This is a genomic window from Ralstonia sp. 22111, from assembly GCF_052045895.1.
Lineage (GTDB): Bacteria > Pseudomonadota > Gammaproteobacteria > Burkholderiales > Burkholderiaceae > Ralstonia > Ralstonia wenshanensis.
This window is the reverse complement of record NZ_JBQEPR010000010.1, coordinates 72,566-95,939: the sequence shown is the minus strand read 5'-3', so window position 1 is coordinate 95,939 and position 23,374 is coordinate 72,566. Positions and strand designations below refer to the sequence as shown.

Genomic DNA, 23,374 nt, shown 5'->3' with positions numbered 1-23,374 from the left:
GATGCTGAATGCCTAGCGCCGATCAGGCTGCCTGCTGCGCCGCCGCCGGATCGCGCCACTGGGCCAGCAGCTTGTTCCAGCGGATGCGCGCCGCCGCGAGGTTGGCTTCCTTCACGTGGCCGAAGCCGCGGATATCCTCCGGCAGGCGAGCCAGTTCCACGGCTTGCGCCAGCTTCTGCGCCGTCAGACCCTTCACCAGTTCATCGACCAGCGCGCGGTATTCGCAGATCAGCGCGCGCTCGGTGCGGCGCTCTTCGGTCTTGCCGAAGAGGTCGAGCGCCGTGCCGCGCAGGCCCTTGAGCTTGGCGAGCACCTTGAAGATGCGCATCGTGCTCGGACCGAAGCGCTGCTTGACCAGGTGGCCCTTCTCGTCACGCTTGGCGATCATGGGCGGCGCGAGCCAGAAGTTGAGCTGGTAGTCGCGGCCGGGTTCGCCTTCGAACTGCGCACGCAGCTTGTCGAGGAACGCCGGGTCGGTGTACAGGCGGGCGACTTCGTATTCGTCCTTGTACGCCATCAGCTTCGACAGGTTGCGCGCCACCGCTTCCGTGAGCGCCAGGGGTTGGCCGGCACCCACCACGGCGGCTTCTGCTGCACGCACGCGCTCGACCACCGCGCGGAATTCTGCGGCATACGCTGCGTTCTGGTACGCGGTCAGCAGATCGACACGGCGGGCGATGAGCGTGTCCAGCGAGGGCAGGGCGATGACGTCGGCCTTGGCACGCGGGGCGTCGCCTGCCAGCTTGAGTACGGCATCGCGGTCTTGCGCGAGGTGGCGGCCCCATTCGAAGGCGGTCTTGTTCTTCTCGACGGCTACGCCGTTGAGTTCGATCGCGCGGATGAGCGCGTCGTACGTCAGCGGAACCCAGCCCTTCTGCCACGCAAAGCCGAGCACGAGTGGGTTGGTGAAGATGGCGTCGCCCAGCAGGCGCACGGCGAGTGTGTTGGCGTCTTCAAAGGCACAGGCGTCGCCGACGGCCGCGCGGATGTCCGCCTCGGCCGAGCTACCCGGGAAGCGCCAGTTCGGGTTCTTGATGAAATCGGCCGTGGGCGATGCCGTGCTGTTGATGATGGCGCGCGTCTGGCCGTGCTGCACCTTCGACAGCACTTCGTCCGACGCCGAGACAATCGCGTCGCAGCCGATCACCAGATCGGCCTCGCCCATGGCGATGCGCGTGGCGTGGATCGAATCCGGACGCTCGCCGATCTGCACGTGCGAGAGCACCGCGCCGCCTTTCTGCGCCAGGCCTGCCATGTCGAGCACGGTCACGCCCTTGCCTTCGATGTGCGCGGCCATGCCGAGCAGGCCGCCGATGGTGACCACGCCCGTGCCGCCCACACCGGTCACCAGCACGCCATACGCGCGCTGGATGGCGGGCAGCTCAGGATGCGGCAGCAGCGGCAGGCCCTCCACCGACACGCCGTGCGATTCCGGCTTGCGCACCTGCGCGCCTTCGGCCGTCACGAAGCTCGGGCAGAAGCCGTTCACGCACGAGAAATCCTTGTTGCACGACGACTGGTTGATCTTGCGCTTGGTGCCCAGCTCCGTGTCCAGCGGTTCGACCGACAGGCAGTTCGACTTGACCGAGCAGTCGCCGCAGCCTTCGCACACTGCGTCGTTGATGAACGCGCGGCGTGCCGGATCAACCATCGTGCCGCGCTTGCGGCGGCGGCGCTTTTCCGTCGCGCAGGTCTGGTCGTAGATCAGCACGCTGGTGCCTTGCACCTCGCGCAGCTCGCGCTGGATCGCGTCGAGGCGATCGCGGTGATGCACCGTTACGCCTTCGGGCAGCTTGATAGCGGCGTTGTACTTCTCGGGTTCGTCCGTGACGATGACGATGCGCGAGGTGCCTTCGGCATGCACCTGCGCGGCAATCTGCGGCACCGACAGCGGGCCGTCGACCGGCTGGCCGCCCGTCATGGCCACGGCGTCGTTGTAGAGGATCTTGTAGGTGATGTTCACCTTGGCCGCAATCGATGCGCGGATCGCCAGCAGGCCCGAGTGGTAATACGTGCCGTCCCCCAGGTTGGCGAACACGTGCTGGTCGCCCGAGAACGGCATCTGGCCGATCCACGCCACGCCTTCGCCGCCCATCTGGCTGAAGGTGTCGGTGCGGCGGTCCATCCACACGGTCATGTAGTGGCAGCCGATGCCGGCCAGCGCGCGCGAGCCTTCCGGCACGTTGGTCGACGTGTTGTGCGGGCAGCCCGAGCAGAACCACGGCTTGCGCTCGGCAGTGACGCGCGGCTTGGCCAACGCCTTCTCTTTGGCATCGATGATGGCGATGCGCGAGGCAATGCGTGCGCGCACGTCCGACGGCAGCTCAAACTTTTCCAGACGCGTGGCGATGGCGCGCGCGATCAGCGCAGGCGACAGCTCGTAGTGCGCCGGCAGCAGCCAGTTGGCCATCGGCACCGACCATTCGCCGCCGGCGTTGTCGCGTTCGTCAAACTTGCCGTACACGCGCGGGCGCACGTCGTCGCGGTAGTTGTACAGCTCTTCCTTGAGTTGGTATTCCAGGATCTGGCGCTTCTCTTCCACCACCAGAATCTCTTGCAGCCCTTCGGCAAAAGCACGCGCGCCGTGCGCTTCCAGCGGCCACACGCAGCCGACCTTGTACAGGCGGATGCCGATGCGGCGGCAGGTTTCCTCATCAAGGCCGAGGTCGACCAGCGCCTGGCGCACGTCGAGGTACGCCTTGCCGGCGGTCATGATCCCGAAGCGCGCCTGGGGCGAGTCGAGCACCACGCGGTCCAGCTTGTTGGCGCGCACATACGACAGGCCGGCGTACCACTTGTAGTCGAGCAGGCGGGCTTCCTGCACCAGCGGCGGATCGGGCCAGCGGATGTTCAGGCCGCCCTGCGGCATGACGAAATCTTCGGGCAGGATGATCTGTGCGCGATGCGGATCCACATCCACCGACGCCGACGATTCCACCACGTCCGTCACGCACTTCATCGACACCCACAGGCCGGAATAGCGGCTCATCGCCCAGCCATGCAGGCCGTAGTCGAGGTATTCCTGCACGTTCGACGGATACAGCACCGGAATGCCGGCCGCCTTGAAGACGTGCTCGGACTGATGCGCCAGCGTGGACGACTTGGCAGCGTGGTCATCGCCGGCCAGCACCAGCACGCCGCCATGCGCGGACGAGCCCGCCGAGTTGGCGTGCTTGAACACGTCGATCGTGCGGTCCACGCCCGGCCCCTTGCCGTACCACATGCCGAACACGCCGCTGAACTTGGCGTTCGGATACAGATTGACCTGCTGCGAGCCCCAGACCGCCGTGGCGGCCAGGTCTTCATTGAGCCCCGCCTGGAAGACGATGTTGTGCCCGGCCAGATGCTTCTTGGCCTTCCACAAAGCCTGGTCCAGCGCGCCCAGCGGCGAGCCGCGGTAGCCGGAGATGAAGCCCGCCGTGTTCAGCCCAGCGGCGCGGTCGCGCTCCTGCTGCAGCATCGGCAGACGCACCAGTGCCTGCGTGCCGCTGATGTAGATGCGGCCACGCTCGAGCGTGTACTTGTCGTCCAGGGAAACGGTTTCGAGCGCGCGGCGTAGCGCGTCGTTCAGAGGGGCATTCATGCGTGCTCCGGGTGGGTGTGTCGGGATCACCGACAGCAGGTCTCTTTTGGTGCTGCCTGCGCCGCTTCTTGTGGAAACTGGCATGCAGCCGTGGGTCGAGGCATCGTAGCATCGCGTGACATTCCGAACACCGTGCAACGCAGCAAGAATGGGGGTGGGTTTTCCCTTGGTTGTGGTGTCCGATGCACGCATGTACGGCGCCGGACGGTACGGTTGCACCAGTTGTGCGGTGCATGCAACGTTTGCGGAAAACTCTGGCAGGCGACTGCCGGCCCGGTGAGTCAGCCTCTCACGCTCTCGATTACGTCGCGCATGCGCATGGCCAATCCATCCATCGCTTCGGCGGGCACGTTGCCGTAGCCGAGCACGAGGCCGTTGTATTGCGCGGTCAGCGTGCCGGGCAGGCAGAAGCGCGACAGCGGCCGCAGCACCATCCCGCGTTCCCGGGCGGCGCGGCTGACCTCCGTGTCTGGCACCGGCGCGTCGAGCCGCGTGGAAAGATGCATGCCGCCCGCACCGCCCGATACGGTGACGATGCCATCCAGGTGGCGCTCGATTGCGGTCTGCAGCGCATCGCGGCGCTCGCCATAAAGGCGACGCATGCGGCGCAGGTGCCGCGTGAAATGTCCCGCCTCGATGAACTCGGCCAGCGCAAGCTGCTCAGCCACGCGCCCGCGCAGCATCAGCGCACCCGCCGTCTTTTTCAGCGCGGGCGCCAGTGCCGGCGGCACCACCATGTAGCCCAGGCGCAGCGCCGGAAACAGCATCTTGCTGAACGTGCCGAGATAGATGACGGGCGCATCTTCGGTCAGGCCTTGCACGGCGGATAGCGGCGCCCCCGTGTGGCGGAACTCGCTGTCGTAATCGTCTTCGATGATCCACGCGCCGGCTGCGCGTGCGTGCTGGATGAGCGCAAGACGGCGCTCAAGGCTCATCACCGCGCCCAGGGGGTATTGGTGCGACGGTGTGATGTAGATGAGCCTGGGTGGCGTGTCGCGCCAGTCTTCAGCGCGGGGGGCGAGGCCATCGGCGTCGACGCTGATCGGCACCAGGCGCATGTCGGCCGCCTGCAACGCGGCGCGCGCTCCGTAGTAGCCGGGGTTTTCGATCCATGCAGTGTCGCCCGCATCGGCGAGCGTGCGTGCGCACATGTCCAGGCTGTTCTGCGTGCCATCGGTGACGAACACCTGCGTCGCATCGCAGCGCACCCCGCGCGAAACACGCAGGTATTCCGCCACGGCTTGGCGCAGCGCGACGTTGCCTTCGACAGGGCCGTAGCCCATCTGCCCCGGGCCGATGCGACGCCACCCGCGCTCCATGCAGCGGCGCCATTGCGCCAGCGGGAATTCATCCAGCGCAGGCGTGCCCGGCAGGAAGGGCAGCAGGTCGCTCATCTCGCCGCGCGGGCGTTCGAGGTCTTTCACGCGGTGCGACAGCTCGGGCGCGGCTTCGGGCGCCTGCACGGGCGTCTGCTGCAGGCCAACGCGCGCCACCACTGTGCCTTGCCGTCGGCTGAGCACGAAGCCCTCCGTGGCGAGCTGCTCGTAGGCGTAGAGCACCGAGTTGCGCGCGATGCCCAGCTCTTCGGCCAGCGTGCGCGATGGTGCCAGGCGCGTGCCTTCCTCGATCTGCCCGCTCAGGATGGCCGCACGCAGGCAGGCATACAGCCGATGCTGTTGTGAGGTGCGCGCTGCGCCTTCGCCGTGCATCGCCGTGCGTTCGTAGTTCGACAGCAGGACGCCGTAGTCCATCGTGGCTCTATGATTTTGGATTTTTGTGGGTCTATGCATGGTGCCACGATTTTTTTATCGTCGGCATATCGATTGACGATTCGGAGCCCCCGCATGTCCACCACAGAACCCACATCGCCCACCGCTCGCACCCGTGTGCGCCGCGTCGCGCACCGCGGCCACTACGACCGCACCACGCTGCACGCCATCCTCGACGAGGCTTACGTCTGCCACATCGCTTTCGCCGACGAGCATGGCGTGCACTGCATTCCCACCGCGTGCTGGCGCGAGGGCGACCACCTTTACATCCATGGCTCCAACGGCAGCCGGATGCTCAAGCTGGCGGGCAGCGGCGCGCAGGTCTGCGTGACCATTACGCACATCGATGGCCTGGTGCTGGCACGCTCGGCATTCAACCATTCGATGAACTACCGGTCGGCCGTCATCTACGGCGCGTTCGAAGTCGTGCCGGAGGCGCAGAAGACTGCGGTGCTCGATACCTTCATGGAAGTGCTCGCGCCTGGCCGTTCGCGACAGGCGCGGCCCGGCAATGCGAAGGAACTTGCCGCCACGACCGTGCTGCGCATTCCGCTGGATGAGGCTGCCTGCAAGGTCCGCACTGGCGGGCCGAAGGATGATCCTGAGGATCAGGACCTGCCGGTGTGGGCTGGCGTGCTGCCGATGGCGTTGCTGCCGTTACCGCCGGTGGTGGAGGCGGCGCCGGGGGGTACGCCTGACTACGTGCAGGAGTGGAGGGACAGTGCTCGCGCACAGGCGGTGGGCGCGGTGATGTCGTGAGGGCTGCGGGGCGCTGGTTGGTTTTGCTTTTTTTGATTGTGGTGCATCCCTTGTTTCAGCCCCGGCAGGGGATGAAACAACGGGCACACCAAGAACAATAATCAGTGCACCAGTTGGTTGATCTCAATAATCGGCATCAACACCGCCAACACGATCAACAACACCACCACACCCATCGTCAGAATCAGCGCCGGCTCAAGCAAGCCAGTAAGGAACAGCGTCCGACGCTCCAACTCCTGCGCCTCCCCCTGCGCAGCCCGCTCCAACATCGCAGGCAGATTGCCCGTCGCCTCTCCCGAGCGGATCAAATGCACCAGCACAGGCGGAAACTGGTTCTGCGCCGCCAACGCCCGCGCCAGCGAAGTCCCCTCCCGCACGCGCGTGGACGCATCTTCCACGTTGGTCTTGAGCGCCACGTTGTTCAGCGTTTCACCCGCTGCCTGTAACCCACGCAAAATCGGCACACCGGCACTGGTCAGGATCGCCAGCGTGCTCGCAAACCGCGCGGTGTTGTAACCGCGAACGAGCTTGCCGAACAGCGGCGCTGTCAGCAGCCACTTGTGCCACGACAACCGCAATGCCGGCTGCTTGAGCAGATTGCGGATCAATACGCCGATCACCACCAGCACGATCGCTGCCAGCCATCCCCAGTTGCGCACGAAGTCGGACAGCCACAGCATGATGATCGTGAGCGTCGGCAGCTTCTGCTTGGTGTTGGCAAACACGCTCACCACCTGCGGCACCACGTACGACAGCAGGAAGATCACGATCGCAAATGCCACCACCGTGACGATGGCCGGATACGTGAACGCCAGCTTGATCTTCGATGTGAGCGCGTTGCGGCTCTCGATGTAGTCGGCCAGGCGGGAGAGGACGAGGCCGAGGTTGCCGGAGTGCTCGCCCGCTGAAACGAGGGCGCGGTAGATGTCAGGAAAGTCTTTCGGATGCTGCGCGAGCGCGACCGACAGCGAACTGCCGCCCACCACTTCCGCGCGGATGGCGGCGAGCAGTTCGCCGACGTACGCGCGTTCGGCCTGATCGGCCAGCGCGGCCAGCGCTTCATCCAGCGGCAGGCCCGCCACCAGCAGGCTGGCGAGCTGGCGCGTAACCAGCGCGTTTTCCTGGGCGGAGAGCCGCTTGCCGAAGCTCGACCCGCCGCGCTTGGTGGCTTGCGCGCCCAGTGCGTCGACCAGCAGCGGCGTCAGCCCACGTGCACGCAGTAGCGTGCGCGCCTGACGCGCGCTGTCGGCTTCGATGACACCCTTGTCGGTCTTGCCGGTGGCGTCGGCGGCTTCGTAGCGAAAGGCTGGCATGCGCTATTCGTGTAATCGCGGCTTAGTCGCGTGTGACTCGCAGCACTTCTTCCAGCGACGTGGCGCCCGTGTCGATCCAGCGCTGTGCATCCATGCGCATGGTCTGCATACCCTGCCCGATGGCGAACGCCTTGATCTCGGATTCAGCGGCCTGGCGGTGGATCATCGTCTGGATTTCGGGCGTGACAGTCAGCAGTTCGTACACGCCGGTGCGGCCCTGGTAACCGGAGTTACTGCAACGGTCGCAGCCGACGTGATGCCACACCGATTTGCGCGCCGGCGCAGCGGGTGCCACGCCATCGGCAACCGGCGTGCCGGCCACGGCTTCCACTTCGGCAGGCGTGAGTTCGAGCACTTCTTCGCGGCGGCAATGCACGCACAGGCGACGTACCAGCCGCTGCGCCAGCACACCCAGCAGCGACGACGACAGCAGGAACGGCTCGATCCCCATGTCGATCAGGCGCGTCACGGCAGATGCGGAATCGTTCGTGTGCAGCGTCGCCAGCACCAGGTGGCCCGTCAGCGAGGCCTGTACGGCAATCTGCGCGGTTTCCAGGTCGCGGATTTCCCCGATCATCACCACGTCCGGGTCCTGGCGCAGGATGGCGCGCAGGGCCTTGGCGAAGGTCATGTCGATCTTCGGGTTGACCTGCGTCTGGCCAATGCCGTCGAGGTCGTATTCGATCGGGTCTTCCACCGTCATGATGTTGGTGGAAGCGGAATCGAGTCGCGACAGCGCCGCGTACAGCGTGGTCGTCTTGCCCGAACCCGTCGGGCCGGTGACGAGCACAATGCCGTGCGGCTGGTTGATGAGGTGGTCAAAGCGCGCCAGCGTGCCGGCGCCCATGCCGAGCTTGCCGAGGTCGAGCCGGCCGGCTTCCTTGTCGAGCAGACGCAGCACTGCGCGCTCGCCGTGGCCGGTGGGCAGGGTGCTCACACGCACGTCCACGGGGCGGCCGCCCACGCGCAGCGTGATACGGCCATCCTGCGGCAGGCGTTTCTCGGCAATGTCGAGCTGCGCCATGATCTTGATACGCGAGATGAGCGCGCCGTGCAGCGCCTTCTTGGGGCGCACGACGTCGCGCAGCGTGCCGTCCACCCGGAAGCGTACGACGGATGCATTCTCGAACGGCTCGATGTGGATATCCGAGGCGCCTTCGCGCGCGGCCTGCGTGAGCAGCGCGTTGATCATGCGGATGATCGGCGCGTCGTCTTCGGATTCGAGCAGGTCTTCCACGGCAGGGATGTCCTGCATCAGGCGCGAGAGGTCGACTTCGCCTTCTACTTCGCCCACCACCTGGGCTGCGCTGCCGTCTTGCGCGTTGTAGGCCGTCTGTGTGGCCGTGGACAGCGCTGCAGTGCTAAGCGTCACCAACTGCAGCGCGCCGAACACGCGGCCGAGTTCAGCCAGCGCCGTGCGCGAGGTTTCGGGGCAGACCCACACCTCCAGCGTGTCGACGTCCTGGCGGGCGACGAGCAGCTTGGCGTCGCGCGCAAACGCATACGGCACCAGCCGCACGGCGGACTGCGAGGGCGGCTCGAGCGTGCTGACGTCGGCGGCGGGAGCTTGCGTTGCCATGGTTCGTTGTCCGTTGTCAGCCACCGTTGCGCGGCGCGTTGCCGTCGTAACCGCCGGAGGTCGGCGCCGCGAAGTTCTGCAGGCGCGGCTGGCTGCGCGTGGTGCCTTGCGGCATCGGCATCGGGGCGCCCGGGGGCACCTGCGTGCCGGCCGGGCCCTTCGGCACGATCGACACGTCGCCGTAGTTGTCGGCCGGGCGCATGGCGTTGGGCGAGGGCAGCACCGGCGTGTCCTTGTCCGACGTGGTCGGCAGCATGTTCGGCGAGACAAAGCCCTGCTGCGTATCGCGCATGTAGTTGTAGCGGTTGTCTGACAGCGCGCCCGTAGCATCGGCCGTGCGCAGGATGATCGGGCGCAGGAACACCAGCAGGTTGGTCTTCACGCGCGTCTTGTTTTCCGAGCGGAACAACGCGCCCAGGATGGGGATGTCGCCCAGGCCCGGCACCTTTTGCTCGCCGTCCTGGTAGTTGTCTTCGAGCAGGCCGCCCAGCACGACGACCTGGCCGTCGTTGGCCAGCACGTTGGTCTCGATCGAGCGCACGTTGGTGGTCGGGCCCTGCGTCGCATTCTGCGTGCCCGGCACCACGGCCGACGATTCCTGGAAGATCTGCATCTTCACCAGCCCGCCGTCGGTGATCTGCGGCTTGACGCGCAGCGTGATGCCGACGTCCTTGCGGTCGAACGTCTGGAACGGCGTGACCGAAGCGGACGTGCCCGTCTGCGCGTACGAGCCCGTGGTGATCGGCACGTTCTGGCCGATCAGGATCTTGGCCTCTTCGTTGTCGAGCGTGATCAGGTTCGGGGTGGACAGCACGTTGACTGAGCCGTCCGAGCCCAGCGCCGACAGAATCGCACCCAGCCCGCTGGCCTTGTTGAAGACGCCGAAGTTGCCGCCATTGAGCTGCCCGACGTTCACGTTCGAGAGCGCCGTCTGCGCCGCCGTGCTGCCGATGCCGCCCGTCGTGATGGTGGCAATCGTACCGGCCAGCGTCAGCAGGTTGCCCGAGCCGGTGCCGAAGTTGGTGCCGCCGCCGCCGTAGGTGTTCGGGCCGCCCGCGCCCACCATCCACTGGATGCCGAGTTGCGACGCCTTGGTGGCCGTCACTTCCACGATCATCGATTCGATATAGACCTGCGCGCGGCGCGCGTCGAGATCGTCGATCACGGCGCGCAGGTTGCGGTAGACCGGCTCGCTGGCGGTGATGATGAGCGCATTGGTGGCCGGATCGGCCTGGATGATGCCGCCGGTGGTCGGCGTGTTGTTCTGCCCGAACGAGGCGCGGAACGAAGAGCTGCCGCTGCCCGAGCCGCTGCCCGAACCCGAGCTGCTGCCGTAGTTGGTGTTCTGCGTGTTCTGGTTCTGCGAGGTGTTCACGCCGCCCGCCGGCTGCGAGGTCGCACCTTGCGCGGCGCTCTGGCCGCCCGGGCCCGTCGCTGCCGAGGCCGACAGCGTGGCGTCGGCCGCGACGATCGCGCGCAGCGTGGTGGCCAGCTGCACCGCGTTGGCGTTCTTGAGCGGTACCACCCAGATGTTGCCCGGGCGTGCGTTCGGAACGTCGAGCTTGGCGATCAGCTGTTTGGCTTGCGCAAGGCGTGCCGCACTCGACGCACGCACCATCACGCTGTTCGAGCGTGGTTCAGCCACGACCGACGTGCGCAGGCTCGGGTCCGACAGCGCCGCGCCGGCGCCCGCTCCGCCTGCGCCACCGGCCGACGGGTCGAGCAGCTTCTGCAGCGTGGCCGCCACGTCGATGGCCACAGCGTTCTTCAGCGGAATCAGTTCGGTCTCGCCGGCCACGGGCGTGTCGATGGAGGCGATGATGCGGCCGATGCGGCGCAGGTTGTCGGCGTAATCGGTAATGACCAGCGTGTTGTTGGCCGGGTAGGCGGTGATCGTGTTGTTGGGCGCGATCATCGGGCGCAGCACCGGCACCAGGTTGTTGGCGGATTCATGCTGCAGGCGGAAAACCTGCGTGACGACCTGCTCGCCGCCGCGCGAGCCCGCCGCGCCCACGCTCGTGGGGGAGCCCTGCAGCTTGGCGTCGGCTTCCGGCACGACCTTGGTGAAGCCGTTGCCCTCGACAATCGCGTAGCCCTGCATGCGCAGGATCGAGCCCAGCGATTCCAGCGCCTGCGCGCGCGTCACCGGCTTTTCGGTGACGAGGTTGACGGTGCCCTTCACGCGCGGGTCGACGATGAAGTTCTTGCCGGTGGCTTGGCCCACGGCCTTGACCACCGAGTCCAGATCCGCGTTGACGAAATTCAGAGAGACCTCATCCCCGGGGTTGCCGGCGGCGCCGTTCTGGGCAGATGCCGCGCTCGGCGGGGCGGCAAAGACTGGCATCGAGCCGGCCACCATTGTTGCGCAGCATGCCAGGACGATGGCGCGAACGGTGAGTCGGGAAGAGGCGTTGTACATGGTCTCGTTCATGGTTGTCGGCACGCTGGCTCGCGCGCCGGCTTGAGGATCAAAAGCGGAGTCGATGATTGGACCCGTCGCGCGGGCCCAGCAGACTCAACAGGCCAATCAATTGCGGTTCCGACTCCGGCGTGGCACTGGCCACGCCGGCAAAATGCGCGCCCTGGCCAAGCGTGCCCTGGCCCTGCAGGGTGAGCGGCCCGGCCAGCGTCGATAGCGACAACTGCATCGGCGCACCGCTCACGCCGCCAAACGACACCACCGCCTGGTAACTGCCCAGCGGCCGTACCCGGCTGAGGCTGGATGATACCTGCTCAAGCGTGACAGTCAGCGCGCCCTGGGCGCTGTCTGGCTGGCCCTTTCCACGGCCGAATCGGCCCGACAGCGGCGTCCACTGCGCCCGCAACCGGCCGTCCAGCTTGAGCGTGTTGAACGGTGCGCCAATGCCTTCCAGCAACGATGCCGGCAGGGCGACCGTGCCCGCCTCCGCGTCCCAATGCCCTGGCGTGACCGTCAGCGTGACCGGCTTCTCCAGCGCGCGATCGTGCGTCAGGTGCGCGCGCAGCGTGCCGGTCAGCAGGGGCAGCATGTCGATCGACCAGGACAGCCGACCGGGCAGCACGGTTGCATCGGCGCCGCCGTTGCCGGCCGTCAGCGCCAGCGTTGCGCTGCCGTGCCAGATACTGCCCTGGCTATCGGCCAGCAACACACGGTGGCCCGTGGCGGCGGCGATGCGCTCCGCCGCCCATGCGGCCGGATACTGCGCCACCAGGGTCACGCCCACGGCCAGCAGCGCCACGCCACACCACAGCACGCGCCAGCCGAGGCTCGTGCGCTCGTCGGACTCGGCGCGGCGGCGCAAGCGCAGCGGCGGAAGCGATTCAATTCCCATCGGCACGATCGGACCCGTCAGTGGCCCGCGGCGGCGGGCCCTTGCAGCGTCGCCGTCACGTTGACCAGGGCCGTCGCGCCCACGTATTTGATGTTCGTATCGATCACCTTCATGCGCTGTGCCTGCCGCACCTCCTGCAGCCATTCGGCGACGGCGCCAAAGGGCACCTTGTCCAGTTGCACCTGCACGCTCTCGCCCGACATCGCCGTCCGCGTGGCCTTCAGGCCGTGGTTGGTCAGGCTCGTGTTGAGTGCCTGCTGCAGTTCCGCACCGCGCGGCACGGGTGCAGCGGCAATGGCCGACAGGCTGCGCGCTTCCTGACCGAGCGTTTCCATCTCGGCGAGTTGGGTACGCATCTGCGGCAGCGCTTTCTCGATGCGGCGCTGGCCTTCAAAGGCCGGCTCCCACAGCACCAGGTAGACGATCACGAGTAACAGCACCACGCCGCCGCCAGCCAGGATGCGGCGCTCGCGCGGTTCGCGCTGCATCCAGAAGGTCGTGGCCGCATCGCGCACCGAGTCCGGCACGCCAATGCGCGGCAGGCGGCGGGATGACGATCGGGAAGAAGAGGAGGAAGTCGCCATGGAGGAATCGTTATTGGGCGATGGAGACCGTCCAGCGCGAGCCCGGTACGGTCGCCTCGGCACCGCGCGGGGCCTCGGCGGTGTCCATGTTCAGGCCGACATTGCGAGCAGCGGTGCGCAGGCTGGCGGTGTCGGTGCCGTCCTTGAGCGTGACCGTGAGCGCGCGGCCGTGGTAGTCGAGCGCGAGCAACGCGTCGGGCGCGAGGCCGGTGGCAGCCTGGGCGAAGCGATCGGCCAGCGGCAGGAAGTCTTCCGGCGCCGATTTGCCGGCGGCCAAGCGCAGTTGCTCGACCTGGCGGCGCATCTGCGCGGGCGGGTCGAGGATCACGGGCGTATTCGGGAATGCCGTCTGCAATTGCGCGCGCATGGCGGTATCGAGCCGCTTCTGCTCGGCGCGCAGCGTGAGCCAGCGCGCGTTCATGCCGATGAGCTGCACGACCACGATCAGCACGGTCAGCGCGATGGGCAGGCGCCACAGGCTCCAATCCATGCCGGCCACGCCGCCGCTTGCAAAGTCGAACTGGCAAAGGTCGGCTTCGCCTGACGCGAGGGCGTCGCGTGCGCCGGCGGCCCAGGTGGACCAGTCCAGCGTGGCGGTTGCGGGGTCGGCGGAGAGGCCGGGCGCCAGCTCGCGCAGTGCCGGGGACACCATCAGCGTGGCCGGCGTGGGGGCAATCCCCAGCCAGTTGCCGACGTTTGCGGGCAGCACGCGCAGGCCGTAGCCCTCGGCGCGGCCGGTGCGTACGGTGATGTCGATGGCGACGGGCGCATCCGGGTCGGACGGCGGTGCCGCATCGAGCGCGATGGTTGCCGGTGCGACCGCGGCCACGGTTTCAGCAGCAGGCGCGTCGGCTGCGGATTCAGCGGCAGCGGCAGAGGAAGCGTCAAGCGACGGCTCGGCACGTTCGACGCCGTTTGGCGATTCTGCAATCGGCGCTGCCGCTACGGCAGGCGTTTCAAACGGCACGCAAAGCTGCGCGGGCAGCAGATGGCAGGTGCGGTGCTTGTGGCCGGCAAAGGTATCGAGGATGAAGCGGACCCACGCGCGATCGGCAATCATCAGCGCGCGCGATTGCGGCTCGCGGGGGGCGCGCCAGCCACGGGCCGGTGCATCTCCGAGGCGGGGCCCAAGGGCGATATGGCATTGCTGCGCGTCCTGCACGAGGCGGTCTTCCACCAGGTTGGGCAGGGCCAGGCGCAGCTTGGGCAGCGCCAGCGGCGGCACGTTGGCCGGCACCAGCAGCACATCGGCGGCGGGCAGCAGAAGGATCAGGCGGTCAGCCGCGGGCAGCTCGTCGGTGCGCGACGTGCCTTCGCGCTGAACACGTTGCGGCCCCTGCGCGCCTTCTTCACGCACCAGCGCGAATGGCACGGAGGCAAGCGCGCCCGCCGACCAGCGTTCGGGCGATTGAATGGGCCGGTGCGGCAGGCGCACGTACAGGGAGGTCGTCAAACCGCTCCTCTATTGATATTGATCTTGAGAGTGTGAATGCGAACTGCCGACGGAAGCGCCGGATTGCGCAAAACCCGCGATGCTGAACGATGCGGATGACAATACGGCGAAGGCCAGGGTCTGTCTACAAGCGGCGCGTACGCACGTGGAGGGGTGTTGCGCCGCCGTCATGACGGAATCTCGTCGATGCGGCGGACCCAGACGATGCGGGTCGCGTTATTGTTGATCGGATCGCCACGTGAAACAAGCGCCACTTCCCCGATCCGGGCGCGCTCGTGGCGGGCCATGCCGTAGACCAGAAAATAGTGGGTCTGCACGTCCAGCAGATTGGCTGCGGCGGTGGTGTCGACCCCGGGCGCGATGCCGCGCAACTGGTTGGTGACATCGCCGATGTTGCGGAAGTAAGCGCGGTCGCGCGCCTGCACCAGCGAGCGGGCGCGGTCCAGGCTCAGGTTCGGGATGACGGCGGCCAGCACTTCGGCGCTGGCCGTGTTCGCGTTGATCTGCGTGCGGGTAGGCAGCACGATCACGTAGGGGCGCAGCTTGGCGATCATGTCGGCCGTGTAGCCGGGAATCGTCAGCAGGCTGGCCACGTCGTCGAGCGGCCGGGGGCCGTTGCTGTTGCTGCCGCCGCTCCCGCCGCCGCTGTCTTCGCCGCCTTGCTGACCGCCCTGCATGCCTTCGATCGACTGGAAGCCGCCCAGCATCTGCGCCAGGTACGTCGCCGTGATATTGGCCAGGCTCGGGTCGATGTTGAGCGATTGCAGCAGCAGACCGTACGCCTTGATGGCGTCCTTGTCGCGGCCGGTGATGAGGGTGCGAGCGCCCAGCGTCTGCGCCGTCAGCAAGTTCATCAGGTTGAAGCGTGCCTGGGCATCGAAGATGCGGCCCGACAGGTACGACTCCTCGCCGGCCGTATCCGTGCGCAGCGAGCTGCCGAGGAAGTCCGACAGCTTCGTTTCCTGGATCGGCACGGCCCAGATTTCGCCCAGGTGGTCGACGGCGCCGGTGCGGCGCTGGTCATCGCGCAGGATGAGGCGCGCCCAGTCGATGCCGGCCCGCGCGATCCATGTGGCCTGCGCTTTCAGGCGCTGGTTTTCCACTGCGCGGATCTCCACCTGCTGGCGCCACAACATGCCCGACACGATGACCACGGCCAGCGTGACGACCAGCAGCGCCGTGATGATGGCCGCGCCGCCCTGGCGCCTGGCACGCAGATTCTGTTGAGCAAATCGACCGGAGCATCGCGCCATGTCAAAGCCCCGTCATGCAGATGCGCGTGAAGCGCTGCGGCGCGCCCTGCGGCGTCATGCGCACGAGCAATGCCAGTTCCACCGCGCGCACCGAGGCGGCCGGCACGACCACGCCCGGGCTGTTGGCCGTCGGCGCCGACGCGCTGGGCGCGGAAGCCGTCGGCAAGCCGGTGAGGGTGGTGGTGTTGCTGCCGGCCGGGAACAGCGCCGCCGACAGCGCGCCCGTGTTGTCCATCCAGCCGCCGGGTTCAATCCAGGCGCGGGCGCTGATGCTGTCGACGTTGGCGGCGAGCAGGTAGCGCGCCGCGCCCGCGCCGCCCTGGCGCAGGTTGTCCATCGCATTGCGCAGGTCGCCGCGGTTGGTGATCGGTTGGGTCTGGAGGCGTTCGAGCCGGCCGTCGACGATGCGGTAGAGCACCACCTGCCACGCGGGCGGCTGGCCGTCGTCGCGGCGGTCGCGCACCATCAGCACGCGGTTGGCGTCCACCTCCACCGGTGAGCGCGACAACGTGTTCGGATCGGCCAGTTGGGTGCAATCGGCGTCGAACTGGGCGTAGGCCGTCTTGAGTGCTTCGATGCGTTCGTCGCGCTGGGCCAGCGCCTCGTGCGTGCGGGTCATGCTGTCGAGCCCGCGCCAGGCAATCACGGCCAGGATGGCCAGCAGCGTGATCGCCACCAGCAGTTCGAGCAGGGTGAAGCCGCGCGCCGAACGGTTAGAAGACATTGCGCGCATCGTTCGGCAACAGAGTCACGAGCCAGGCCAGCCGCACGGATTTGGAAGCGTCCGGATAGACGGACACCTCCACGCGGCGGAACACCGGGTTGGGCGTGGTGGCGATGGTCTCTTCGCACCACAGTTGTGTATCGCCCTGCGGGCAGGCGAAGCCGCGCGCGCCGGGGTCGGGGAAGACGCGTGCCAGGCGCAGGTTGGCGAGGTGGTTTTCGGCGCTCCAGGTGGCTATCATGCGCGTCTGCAGGGAGTCGCTTGCGGTGGTCATGCTGCCCATGGCGCGCATGGTGGCAGTCAGCGCCACGGCCACGATGGTCAGCGCCACCAGCACTTCGAGCAGGGTGAAGCCGTGCGTGCGCGTTGGACGGTGGCTGCGCGTCATTGCGTTTGCGCCTCCGTCAGCACGCGCGGGCCGCCGTCTGATACCACGTCGACGCGCGAGCCCTGCGAGGTCAGTGCCACGCGCCACGGCAGGCCGATCGCTTCACGGCCGAACACGAGGCGCTGCGGGGCGCCCGGCACCGCAGCGGCACCGGCCACGATCTGTACGTTGTCCATGCCTTGGCGCCAGTGGCCCGGCGCGAGCACGTCCTGGTTGAGCACGCGCCAGCCACTCGGCGTCGATTCGTAGAAGCGCCAGCCCTGCGCATCGCCTTCCCACGCCACGGGGCGCGAGGTGAGTTGCGCCTCTTCCTGAGCCAGTTCGATCAGGCGGGCGAGCTTCTGTGCATCGTCGGCCAGTTGCGAGCGCGGGTTGGGCGTGGCGTTGACGGCCACGACGGCCAGCACGATGCCGATGATGACCACCACCACCAGCAACTCCAGCAGCGTAAAGCCGCGAGGATGCCTGCGGCGTGGGTGATAGAGCATGGTGAGCGGGCGGCTGAGGGCGCTGCGCTGGCTTAGTTGTCCCAGTTGCCGATGTCGGCGTCGTTGCCCGTGCCGCCGGCTTGGCCGTCTGCGCCGAAGCTGAAGATGTCCACTTCACCGCGCACGCCCGGGTTCAGATATTGATACGGGTGGCCCCACGGGTCTTTGGGCAGGCGTTCCAGATAGCCGCCGCCTTTCCAGTTGTTGGGAATCGGCTCGGTGGTCGGCTTGGCGACCAGCGCCCCAATGCCCTGCTCGGTGGTCGGATAGCGGCCGTTGTCCAGACGATAGAGCTTGAGCGCCTGCGAAATGGACGCGATGTCCTGTTTGGCGGCGATGATGCGCGCCTCGTCAGGACGGCTCATGATCTTCGGCACCACCAGCGCGGCGAGGATGCCCAGGATCACCACCACCACCATGATTTCGATCAGGGTGAAGCCACGCGCTGCTTGGCGGGCGAGGGCGCGCTGGCGGAAGGAAGAGCGAAGTTGGCCTTGCATCATGGCGACAGAGTTGGCAATAAGGGGAAGAGACACAGTATATCCGTGACATATGACCATATATTGCACGGCAGGGTCATGCTGCGATGGCTCTAGAGCCGCACCTCCAAGCTGTTCACCGAACCGGCATGAAGGGCGGATAGAATCGGCGTATTCCTACGGTGCCTTGCCCCATTTCATGAACGCTCGACAGTCGTCCCGCCTGCTCAGTCTTGTACTGTTTGCTGCTCTGTGTGCGCTCCTGACGCACTGGGTGCTGACGCTGTCGTCGCTGCGCTCGCTGGGCGCGCCGCGTGAGGCCCGTGTGGCCCAGACCGATGCGCTGGAGACTGGCGCGGCCGTCACGCTCTTTGGCGGCGGCCCGCAGAATGGCCCGCGCGATGTGCAGGTAATGGGCGTGGTGGCCGATCTGGCGGATGGTTCAGGCGCGGCCATCGTGTCGGTGGACGGTGGCGCACCGCAGGCCGTGCGGGCCGGCAAGTCGCTGTCGTCCAACCTCAAGCTGGTTGAAATCAAGGCGCGTTCGGTGGTGATCGAGCGCAATGGCGCGCGCCAGGAGATTCCGCTGCCGGCCAGCGCCGTGGCGGGCGTGTCGTCGGCCAATCGCAATGCGCCGGCAATGCCGCTGCCGCCCGCTGGCGCCGCAGCCCCGCTATCCACGCCCGGCACACCACCCGCGCCGCCGGTTGCCAACAATCCGGCCAACACCGCTATGCCGGGCGCCATGCTGCCCATTGCGCCCGCTCAGATCAACACGGGTGACGAGCCTGCCAGCCAGGGCGGCGGTATCGTCGGCCCGCGCCACCGCGCGGCGGCGGCCGCACGCAAGGGCGATAACCCCCAGCCGGGTGCCAACCAATAGGCATGGGGTGGCCCCGCCATGCGGTGGGGCGCGCATATTACAGGGCATGTCATCGGGGTAACAGCGTGTAAAAGCCGGCAACGCGTCGGCATTGTCGGGTTCTAATCCGCTACACAGTCCATGTGAAAAGGAGCTGACCATGACCAACAAACGTGCTGTCCAAGCCTTCCTCGCCACCTCGGCCCTGTTCCTGGCCATGTCGGGCATGAACGCCCGTGCCCAGGATGCCAGCGCCCCAGCCGCCAGCGCACAGGCGCCCGCGACAGTGCCAGCTGCGCCGCAAGCCAATGCGCCTGCCGGCAAGCTTGGCCGTCACGGCGGCGGCCTGAAGGCGCTCGACACCAACGGCGACGGCCAAATCTCGCGCGACGAGGCCAAGGGTCACACCTGGCTTGAGAAGAACTTCGACCAGATCGATACCAACCACGACGGCCAACTCAGCAAGGACGAGCTGGCCGCCTGGCACAAGGCCCACAAGGGCGAGATGCGCGAAAAGATGGCGCAACGCTTCGACGCCAAGTTCAAGGCCGCCGACAAGGACAACGACGGCTCCTTGACCAAGGACGAAGTGCAGGCCGGCATGCCGCGTCTGGCCAAGAACTTCGACCAGATCGACGCCAACCACGACGGCAAGATCACCGAAGACGAAATCCGCGCCTACATGAAGGCCCGTCACGATGCCCGCAAGGCGCAGAAGAACACCCCTGCAGCCGCGGCCATGCCGGGCGGCCCGTCTGCCACCAAGGGCGAATAAGCCTTCCACCCGCGGTATCGGTTGTAAGCAAGCGGCGCCTTCGGGCGCCGTTTTTTATTGCTTGCCGCGACGCCCCAAAAAAAACACCCCGATGGCGAACCACCGGGGTGCGGGTACAGCTTGCCTGAAGTTGAGGGTTTTCAGGCCGGCTGATCGTCGGCCTTGAGCACGCCGCGGCGCATCTGGTCGAGTTCGATCGACTCGAACAGCGCCTTGAAGTTGCCCTCGCCAAAACCTTGGTTGCCCTTGCGCTGGATGAACTCGAAGAAGATCGGCCCGAGTTGGTTCTCGGAGAAGATCTGCAGCAGCAGGTCGCCCGGCGCGCCATCGATCAGGATCTTGCGCTTCTTCAGTTCCGCCACGTTTTCGCCATGGCCGGGGATACGCTTGTCGACCAGTTCGTAGTACGTGTCGATCGTGTCGAGCAGCGTGATGCCGTTGCTGCGCAGTGCGTCCACCGTGTTGAACAGGTTGGTCGAGCCCAGCGCAATGTGCTGGATGCCCTCGCCGTGGTACATGTCCAGATACTCCTGGATCTGGCCGGCCTTCTCCGTCCCTTCCTCGTTGATGGGGATGCGGATGTTGCCGCACGGGCTCGTCATCGCCTTGCTCTTCACGCCCGTGACCTGGCCTTCGATGTCGAAGTAGCGCACTTCACGGAAGTTGAAGAAGCGTTCGTAAAACTCGGCCCATTCCTTCATGCGGCCACGGTAGACGTTGTGCGTCAGGTGGTCGATGTAGGTCAGGCCGTGCCCGGTGGGGTTCGGGTTGGCGCCCGCGATGGGCACGAAATCCACGTCGTAGATGCTGATGTTGCCGATGTCGCCGGCCTTGGCGTCGTTCTTGCCGGTCCAGCGGTCGACCAGGTAGATCAGCGAATCGCCGATGCCCTTGATGGCCGGAATGTTCAGCTCCATCGGGCCGCTGTGGGTGTCGAAGCCCCATGCGCCCAGTTCCAGCGCGCGCTTGTAGGCGAACGCGGCGTCCTGCACGCGAAACGCGATCGCGCAGATCGACGGGCCGTGCAGGCGCGCAAAGCGCTGCGCGAACGAATCCGGCTCGGCGTTGATGATGAAGTTGATCTCGCCCTGGCGATACAGCGTCACGTTCTTGTGACGGTGCTTCGCGATGGCGGTAAAGCCCATGTTCTCGAACAGCTTGCCCATGGCAACGGGGTCCGGCGCGGCGTATTCAATGAATTCGAAACCGGCGGTGCCCATCGGGTTTTCCCAAGGCGTGAATTGCATGGTGAGTCTCCTGTGGGGGCGCGCTCTGGAGCGCTCAGGTCTTTGACGATCCTCGCAGTGTAGGAGTGTCCCTCCAAGCAAAAATTGCGAAGTTGTGCCCACCTTGCTAAATTTGCGCAAGAAAATTGCCGAATTAATTGGTGCGGAGCAACAAAAATGAATAAAGTGGAACTCGACAAGATCGACCGCAAGATCCTGGAAGTCCTGCAGAACAACGGCCGCCTCACCAACCTCGAAGTCGCCGAGCGGGTGAATTTGTCGCCCAGCCCGTGTTTGCGACGCATTCGCCGCCTGGAAGAGTCCGGCGTCATCCGCCAATACGCCGCGCTGCTCGACCCGACCAAGATCGGGCTGGGCCTGTCGGCCTACATCAACGTGCGGCTGGAAAAGCAGGGCGGTGCGCCCAAGGGCAAGGGGCCGTCAGACATCTTTCGCGCCGCCGTGGCGACATGGCCCGAAGTGGTCACGTGCTACGCCATGACCGGTGAGATGGACTACCTGCTCAAGGTGTTCGTGGAAGACATGGAGCACTTCGCGCGCTTCATCCGCGACCAGCTGCTTGCGCACCCGGCGGTGATCGATGTGAAGAGCAGCTTTGCGTTGGAGCGGATTAAAGATACGACGGCGTTGCCGGTGGTGGTTTGAGGGCGCCCGTATCAGGCGTTATCCGCCATCACCAAATTCGCATCCCGCACCACCCGCCACTTCCCATCCGCCTCTTTCCGCAGAATCGTCAACGTCTGCCCTGAGCGCCGCGCCACCTTCCCATCCGGCATCGTGACGACGATGCGCAGCGCGTTGCGCAAGTAGGCGATTTCACCAAACACCTGCACCTCCTGAATATCGCTCGTGCCGTCGATGTGCACGTCCTTCATGCCGCTGGACATCTTGGAGAAGGCGTCCTTGCCAAAGGGCGCTTGGCCGGGCGTGAGAAACAACACGTCGTCGGTCATCAGGCCGAGCACGGTATCGATGTCGCCGGTCTTGCTGGCGGCGAGCCAGGTGTCCACTACGTTGCGGATGGCGCGTTCGTCGTCGGTCATGGCGGCAGGTATCGATGAAAGGGCAGCCTTTCACTCTACACCGCGGGCTCGACCGGCGGCGCCACACGGCGCTTGATGAAGACGGCCGGCGATAACACCGGGATATGGCGGGCGCGCAGCGTGACAAGCCAATCACCCACGGCGTCTTCGCAGGTGAGGCGAAAGTGGCTTGCGTCGATCCACTCGACGTCATCCAGCCAGAACGTGTAGTAAGCCGCGCCGATGGTGCCGGTGCTGATCGCGCGTGAAAGGTCGGGCGCGATGAGCGTGATGGAGACGGCCTCTTCAAACGGGCAGTCGTAGCTGGTGATGAGAACGAAGCCGAGGTCGGTCTGGTATTGCCGCAGTAACTCGTAACCGGGGATGGTGAGCGCCGGGTGCGGCACGCCGTCGACGATCACGCGTGTGCGCATGGGCCACTGCTCATACGGGCCGCTGTGTTTCTCCAGGGCGAAGCGTTGGAGCGGCTGCATGACGGCGGCGCGGTACGTGCGCTATTCCTTGCGCATGCCGCACAGGGCGACCTGGCGTGCGGGATCAGCGGAATCCTTCCAGCCGGGTTCCTCGCGCTTCTGATAGGCCTCCACGGTCTGGTAGCCCTTTACGCTCCAGGAGAACTCGCTGTACCGCGAGACTTCGATCACGGCCAGGCCGCAGCGTTTGCGGTGGTCTTCAATCTTGAACGCCGCATGCGGATGCTCGCCCGACAGGTCCTGCTCGATCACCTTGTAGCGCGTGGGGCCGCACTTGAAGAAGCTGGCGTTCCACTCGATGGTCTTCGGGCGGACGAACAGCGCGCCGTAGCAGGCGCGGCCATCACCGCGGAAGGTTCCGGTCAGGGTATCTGCAGCCGTGGCCGATTGCGCGGCCAGCAGCAACGCGACGATAAGGAGGCGACCTACTTGCATGCGGCGGTTCCGATCTTCGGGATAAGCGTGAGCACGTAATCGAGTTTCCGGATGTACGCTGCGTCGCCGTGGTTGTACAGCACGGCAATGTTCTGCGTCGTCACGGGCCGCCAGCCGGTAATCATCTTGCGCATGGCGGCCTTGCGGTATTTGACCACCTGTCCGGGTTTGAGTGTTGCGGCGTTCGGGTTGAGCGTGCGCATTTCCGCCAGGGTTGAGCCTTGTGCGCGGGCGATCTTGTCGAGGCTGTCGCCCGCCTTGACGGTGACCTCATAGACCTTGTCGTCGGTATCGCGCACGCTCCGGACGTCGAACTTCGCCATGCGCGTGAGGAGGTAGCCGATCCCGGCGCGAATGTTCCACGCGGGCACCGTTCGGGCCAGGCCCGCGTTCAACCGGGTGCGGATGGCCGGCGGCACGATCAGGTCGCTGCCTTCTTCGCCGCGCAGCAGGGTATTCAGACCGGGGTCGCCCAGGTTGCCGATCTGCATCGGCTTGGTCTGCCACGCTTCCGAATCTGCCCCAGTTTCGACCCACACCATCGCCTTGACGATCTGCCAGTCCAGCGGCAGATAGCCGGCGTTGCCCATCAGGTAGCGGTTGTATTCCCCCACCGCAGACTGGATATCGCAGTCGTAGCCGTTCCAGCGGTCGGGGTGCTGGGTAGAGGTGTTGATGTAATCCTGCCAGCGCTCGAAATCGGTTTTCGGTTTGGCCTGGGCCTTGGTGACCATGTGCCCCTCCGCGGTTGCTTGACCTATGGAGGGGCATGGTAGCCAGCGCCCGCCGGCCGCGTGTTAACGGCTGTTTATGTACCTTGCTGGCGGCTGTCCACGGCAATGCATGTGCACCCAAG

22 protein-coding genes are annotated in these 23,374 nt (G+C 66.3%); 4 read left to right on the top strand and 18 right to left on the bottom strand.

The features are described from left to right. Nucleotides 1-22 precede the first annotated feature (22 nt). Nucleotides 23-3,583, bottom strand: coding sequence for an indolepyruvate ferredoxin oxidoreductase family protein (locus ACTJK4_RS21520; protein ID WP_440818882.1), 3,561 nt, complete (start codon nt 3,581-3,583; stop codon nt 23-25). 281 nt (nt 3,584-3,864) lie between these two features. After that, nucleotides 3,865-5,334, bottom strand: a complete 1,470-nt coding sequence (gene pdxR, locus ACTJK4_RS21515) for a MocR-like pyridoxine biosynthesis transcription factor PdxR (protein ID WP_440818881.1) — start codon at nt 5,332-5,334, stop codon at nt 3,865-3,867. A 93-nt stretch (nt 5,335-5,427) separates the two neighbouring features. Between pdxR and ACTJK4_RS21510 the strand changes: the two genes are divergently transcribed. After that, nucleotides 5,428-6,111 (top strand): pyridoxamine 5'-phosphate oxidase family protein, encoded by a 684-nt coding sequence (locus ACTJK4_RS21510; protein WP_232041281.1) that lies wholly within the window; start codon nt 5,428-5,430, stop codon nt 6,109-6,111. Between the two features lie 101 nt (nt 6,112-6,212). Here the strand turns inward: ACTJK4_RS21510 and gspF are convergent, their stop codons facing one another. The 11 genes from gspF to gspG form a co-directional block, all read right to left on the bottom strand. Further along, nucleotides 6,213-7,424, bottom strand: a complete 1,212-nt coding sequence (gene gspF / locus ACTJK4_RS21505) for a type II secretion system inner membrane protein GspF (RefSeq protein ID WP_316870625.1) — start codon at nt 7,422-7,424, stop codon at nt 6,213-6,215. A gap of 22 nt (nt 7,425-7,446) precedes the next feature. Continuing rightward, a complete protein-coding gene (gene gspE, locus ACTJK4_RS21500; protein WP_440818880.1) occupies nt 7,447-9,003 on the bottom strand; it encodes a type II secretion system ATPase GspE in 1,557 nt (518 codons plus the stop codon). A 16-nt stretch (nt 9,004-9,019) separates the two neighbouring features. Then, the gene (gene gspD, locus ACTJK4_RS21495) at nt 9,020-11,434 is read right to left on the bottom strand and encodes a type II secretion system secretin GspD (RefSeq protein ID WP_232041278.1); all 2,415 of its coding nucleotides are present in this window, start codon (nt 11,432-11,434) and stop codon (nt 9,020-9,022) included. Nucleotides 11,435-11,471: 37 nt separating this feature from the next. After that, complete coding sequence (locus tag ACTJK4_RS21490; RefSeq protein ID WP_440818879.1) at nt 11,472-12,314, bottom strand: type II secretion system protein N; 843 nt, start codon at nt 12,312-12,314, stop codon at nt 11,472-11,474. A 17-nt stretch (nt 12,315-12,331) separates the two neighbouring features. After that, entirely contained in the window at nt 12,332-12,898 is a 567-nt protein-coding gene (gene gspM, locus ACTJK4_RS21485; protein ID WP_440818878.1) for a type II secretion system protein GspM, read from the bottom strand. A 10-nt stretch (nt 12,899-12,908) separates the two neighbouring features. After that, nucleotides 12,909-14,351 carry a type II secretion system protein GspL gene (gene gspL / locus ACTJK4_RS21480; protein ID WP_440818877.1) on the bottom strand — a complete coding sequence of 481 codons (1,443 nt, stop codon included), beginning with the start codon at nt 14,349-14,351 and terminating at the stop codon, nt 12,909-12,911. 167 nt (nt 14,352-14,518) lie between these two features. Beyond that, entirely contained in the window at nt 14,519-15,604 is a 1,086-nt protein-coding gene (gene gspK / locus ACTJK4_RS21475; protein WP_440818876.1) for a type II secretion system minor pseudopilin GspK, read from the bottom strand. A 1-nt stretch (nt 15,605) separates the two neighbouring features. Further along, complete coding sequence (locus ACTJK4_RS21470; protein WP_260803874.1) at nt 15,606-16,337, bottom strand: PulJ/GspJ family protein; 732 nt, start codon at nt 16,335-16,337, stop codon at nt 15,606-15,608. Then, nucleotides 16,318-16,716 (bottom strand): type II secretion system minor pseudopilin GspI, encoded by a 399-nt coding sequence (gene gspI / locus ACTJK4_RS21465; RefSeq protein WP_260803873.1) that lies wholly within the window; start codon nt 16,714-16,716, stop codon nt 16,318-16,320. The genes ACTJK4_RS21470 and gspI overlap by 20 nt, the downstream gene beginning before the upstream one ends. After that, on the bottom strand, nt 16,713-17,204 hold the full coding sequence (locus tag ACTJK4_RS21460) for a GspH/FimT family pseudopilin (protein WP_440818875.1): 492 nt from the start codon (nt 17,202-17,204) through the stop codon (nt 16,713-16,715). The genes gspI and ACTJK4_RS21460 overlap by 4 nt, the downstream gene beginning before the upstream one ends. A gap of 32 nt (nt 17,205-17,236) precedes the next feature. Continuing rightward, nucleotides 17,237-17,707 carry a type II secretion system major pseudopilin GspG gene (gene gspG / locus ACTJK4_RS21455; protein ID WP_092976368.1) on the bottom strand — a complete coding sequence of 157 codons (471 nt, stop codon included), beginning with the start codon at nt 17,705-17,707 and terminating at the stop codon, nt 17,237-17,239. Nucleotides 17,708-17,882: 175 nt separating this feature from the next. Here gspG and ACTJK4_RS21450 point away from each other — a divergent pair, with 175 nt between their 5' ends. Further along, nucleotides 17,883-18,566 carry a type II secretion system protein N gene (locus tag ACTJK4_RS21450; protein ID WP_440818874.1) on the top strand — a complete coding sequence of 228 codons (684 nt, stop codon included), beginning with the start codon at nt 17,883-17,885 and terminating at the stop codon, nt 18,564-18,566. A 139-nt stretch (nt 18,567-18,705) separates the two neighbouring features. After that, on the top strand, nt 18,706-19,320 hold the full coding sequence (locus ACTJK4_RS21445) for an EF-hand domain-containing protein (protein WP_260803869.1): 615 nt from the start codon (nt 18,706-18,708) through the stop codon (nt 19,318-19,320). Between the two features lie 140 nt (nt 19,321-19,460). On the opposite strand, the gene hppD is transcribed toward ACTJK4_RS21445, so the two are convergent. Next, on the bottom strand, nt 19,461-20,567 hold the full coding sequence (gene hppD / locus ACTJK4_RS21440; RefSeq protein WP_232041268.1) for a 4-hydroxyphenylpyruvate dioxygenase: 1,107 nt from the start codon (nt 20,565-20,567) through the stop codon (nt 19,461-19,463). Nucleotides 20,568-20,723: 156 nt separating this feature from the next. Here hppD and ACTJK4_RS21435 point away from each other — a divergent pair, with 156 nt between their 5' ends. Continuing rightward, nucleotides 20,724-21,212, top strand: coding sequence for an Lrp/AsnC family transcriptional regulator (locus ACTJK4_RS21435; RefSeq protein WP_027680403.1), 489 nt, complete (start codon nt 20,724-20,726; stop codon nt 21,210-21,212). Nucleotides 21,213-21,223: 11 nt separating this feature from the next. On the opposite strand, the gene ACTJK4_RS21430 is transcribed toward ACTJK4_RS21435, so the two are convergent. The 4 genes from ACTJK4_RS21430 to ACTJK4_RS21415 are packed head-to-tail and all read right to left on the bottom strand — an operon-like array spanning nt 21,224 to nt 23,252. Beyond that, nucleotides 21,224-21,610 (bottom strand): SgcJ/EcaC family oxidoreductase, encoded by a 387-nt coding sequence (locus ACTJK4_RS21430; RefSeq protein ID WP_440818873.1) that lies wholly within the window; start codon nt 21,608-21,610, stop codon nt 21,224-21,226. Nucleotides 21,611-21,645: 35 nt separating this feature from the next. Then, nucleotides 21,646-22,083 (bottom strand): hypothetical protein, encoded by a 438-nt coding sequence (locus tag ACTJK4_RS21425; protein ID WP_232041266.1) that lies wholly within the window; start codon nt 22,081-22,083, stop codon nt 21,646-21,648. Nucleotides 22,084-22,104: 21 nt separating this feature from the next. Further along, nucleotides 22,105-22,518: a hypothetical protein gene (locus tag ACTJK4_RS21420; RefSeq protein WP_232041265.1), complete on the bottom strand. Its 414-nt coding sequence runs from the start codon at nt 22,516-22,518 to the stop codon at nt 22,105-22,107. Further along, complete coding sequence (locus ACTJK4_RS21415) at nt 22,509-23,252, bottom strand: LysM peptidoglycan-binding domain-containing protein (RefSeq protein ID WP_232041264.1); 744 nt, start codon at nt 23,250-23,252, stop codon at nt 22,509-22,511. Before ACTJK4_RS21415 ends, ACTJK4_RS21420 begins: the two co-directional genes overlap by 10 nt. Nucleotides 23,253-23,374: the final 122 nt, after the last annotated feature.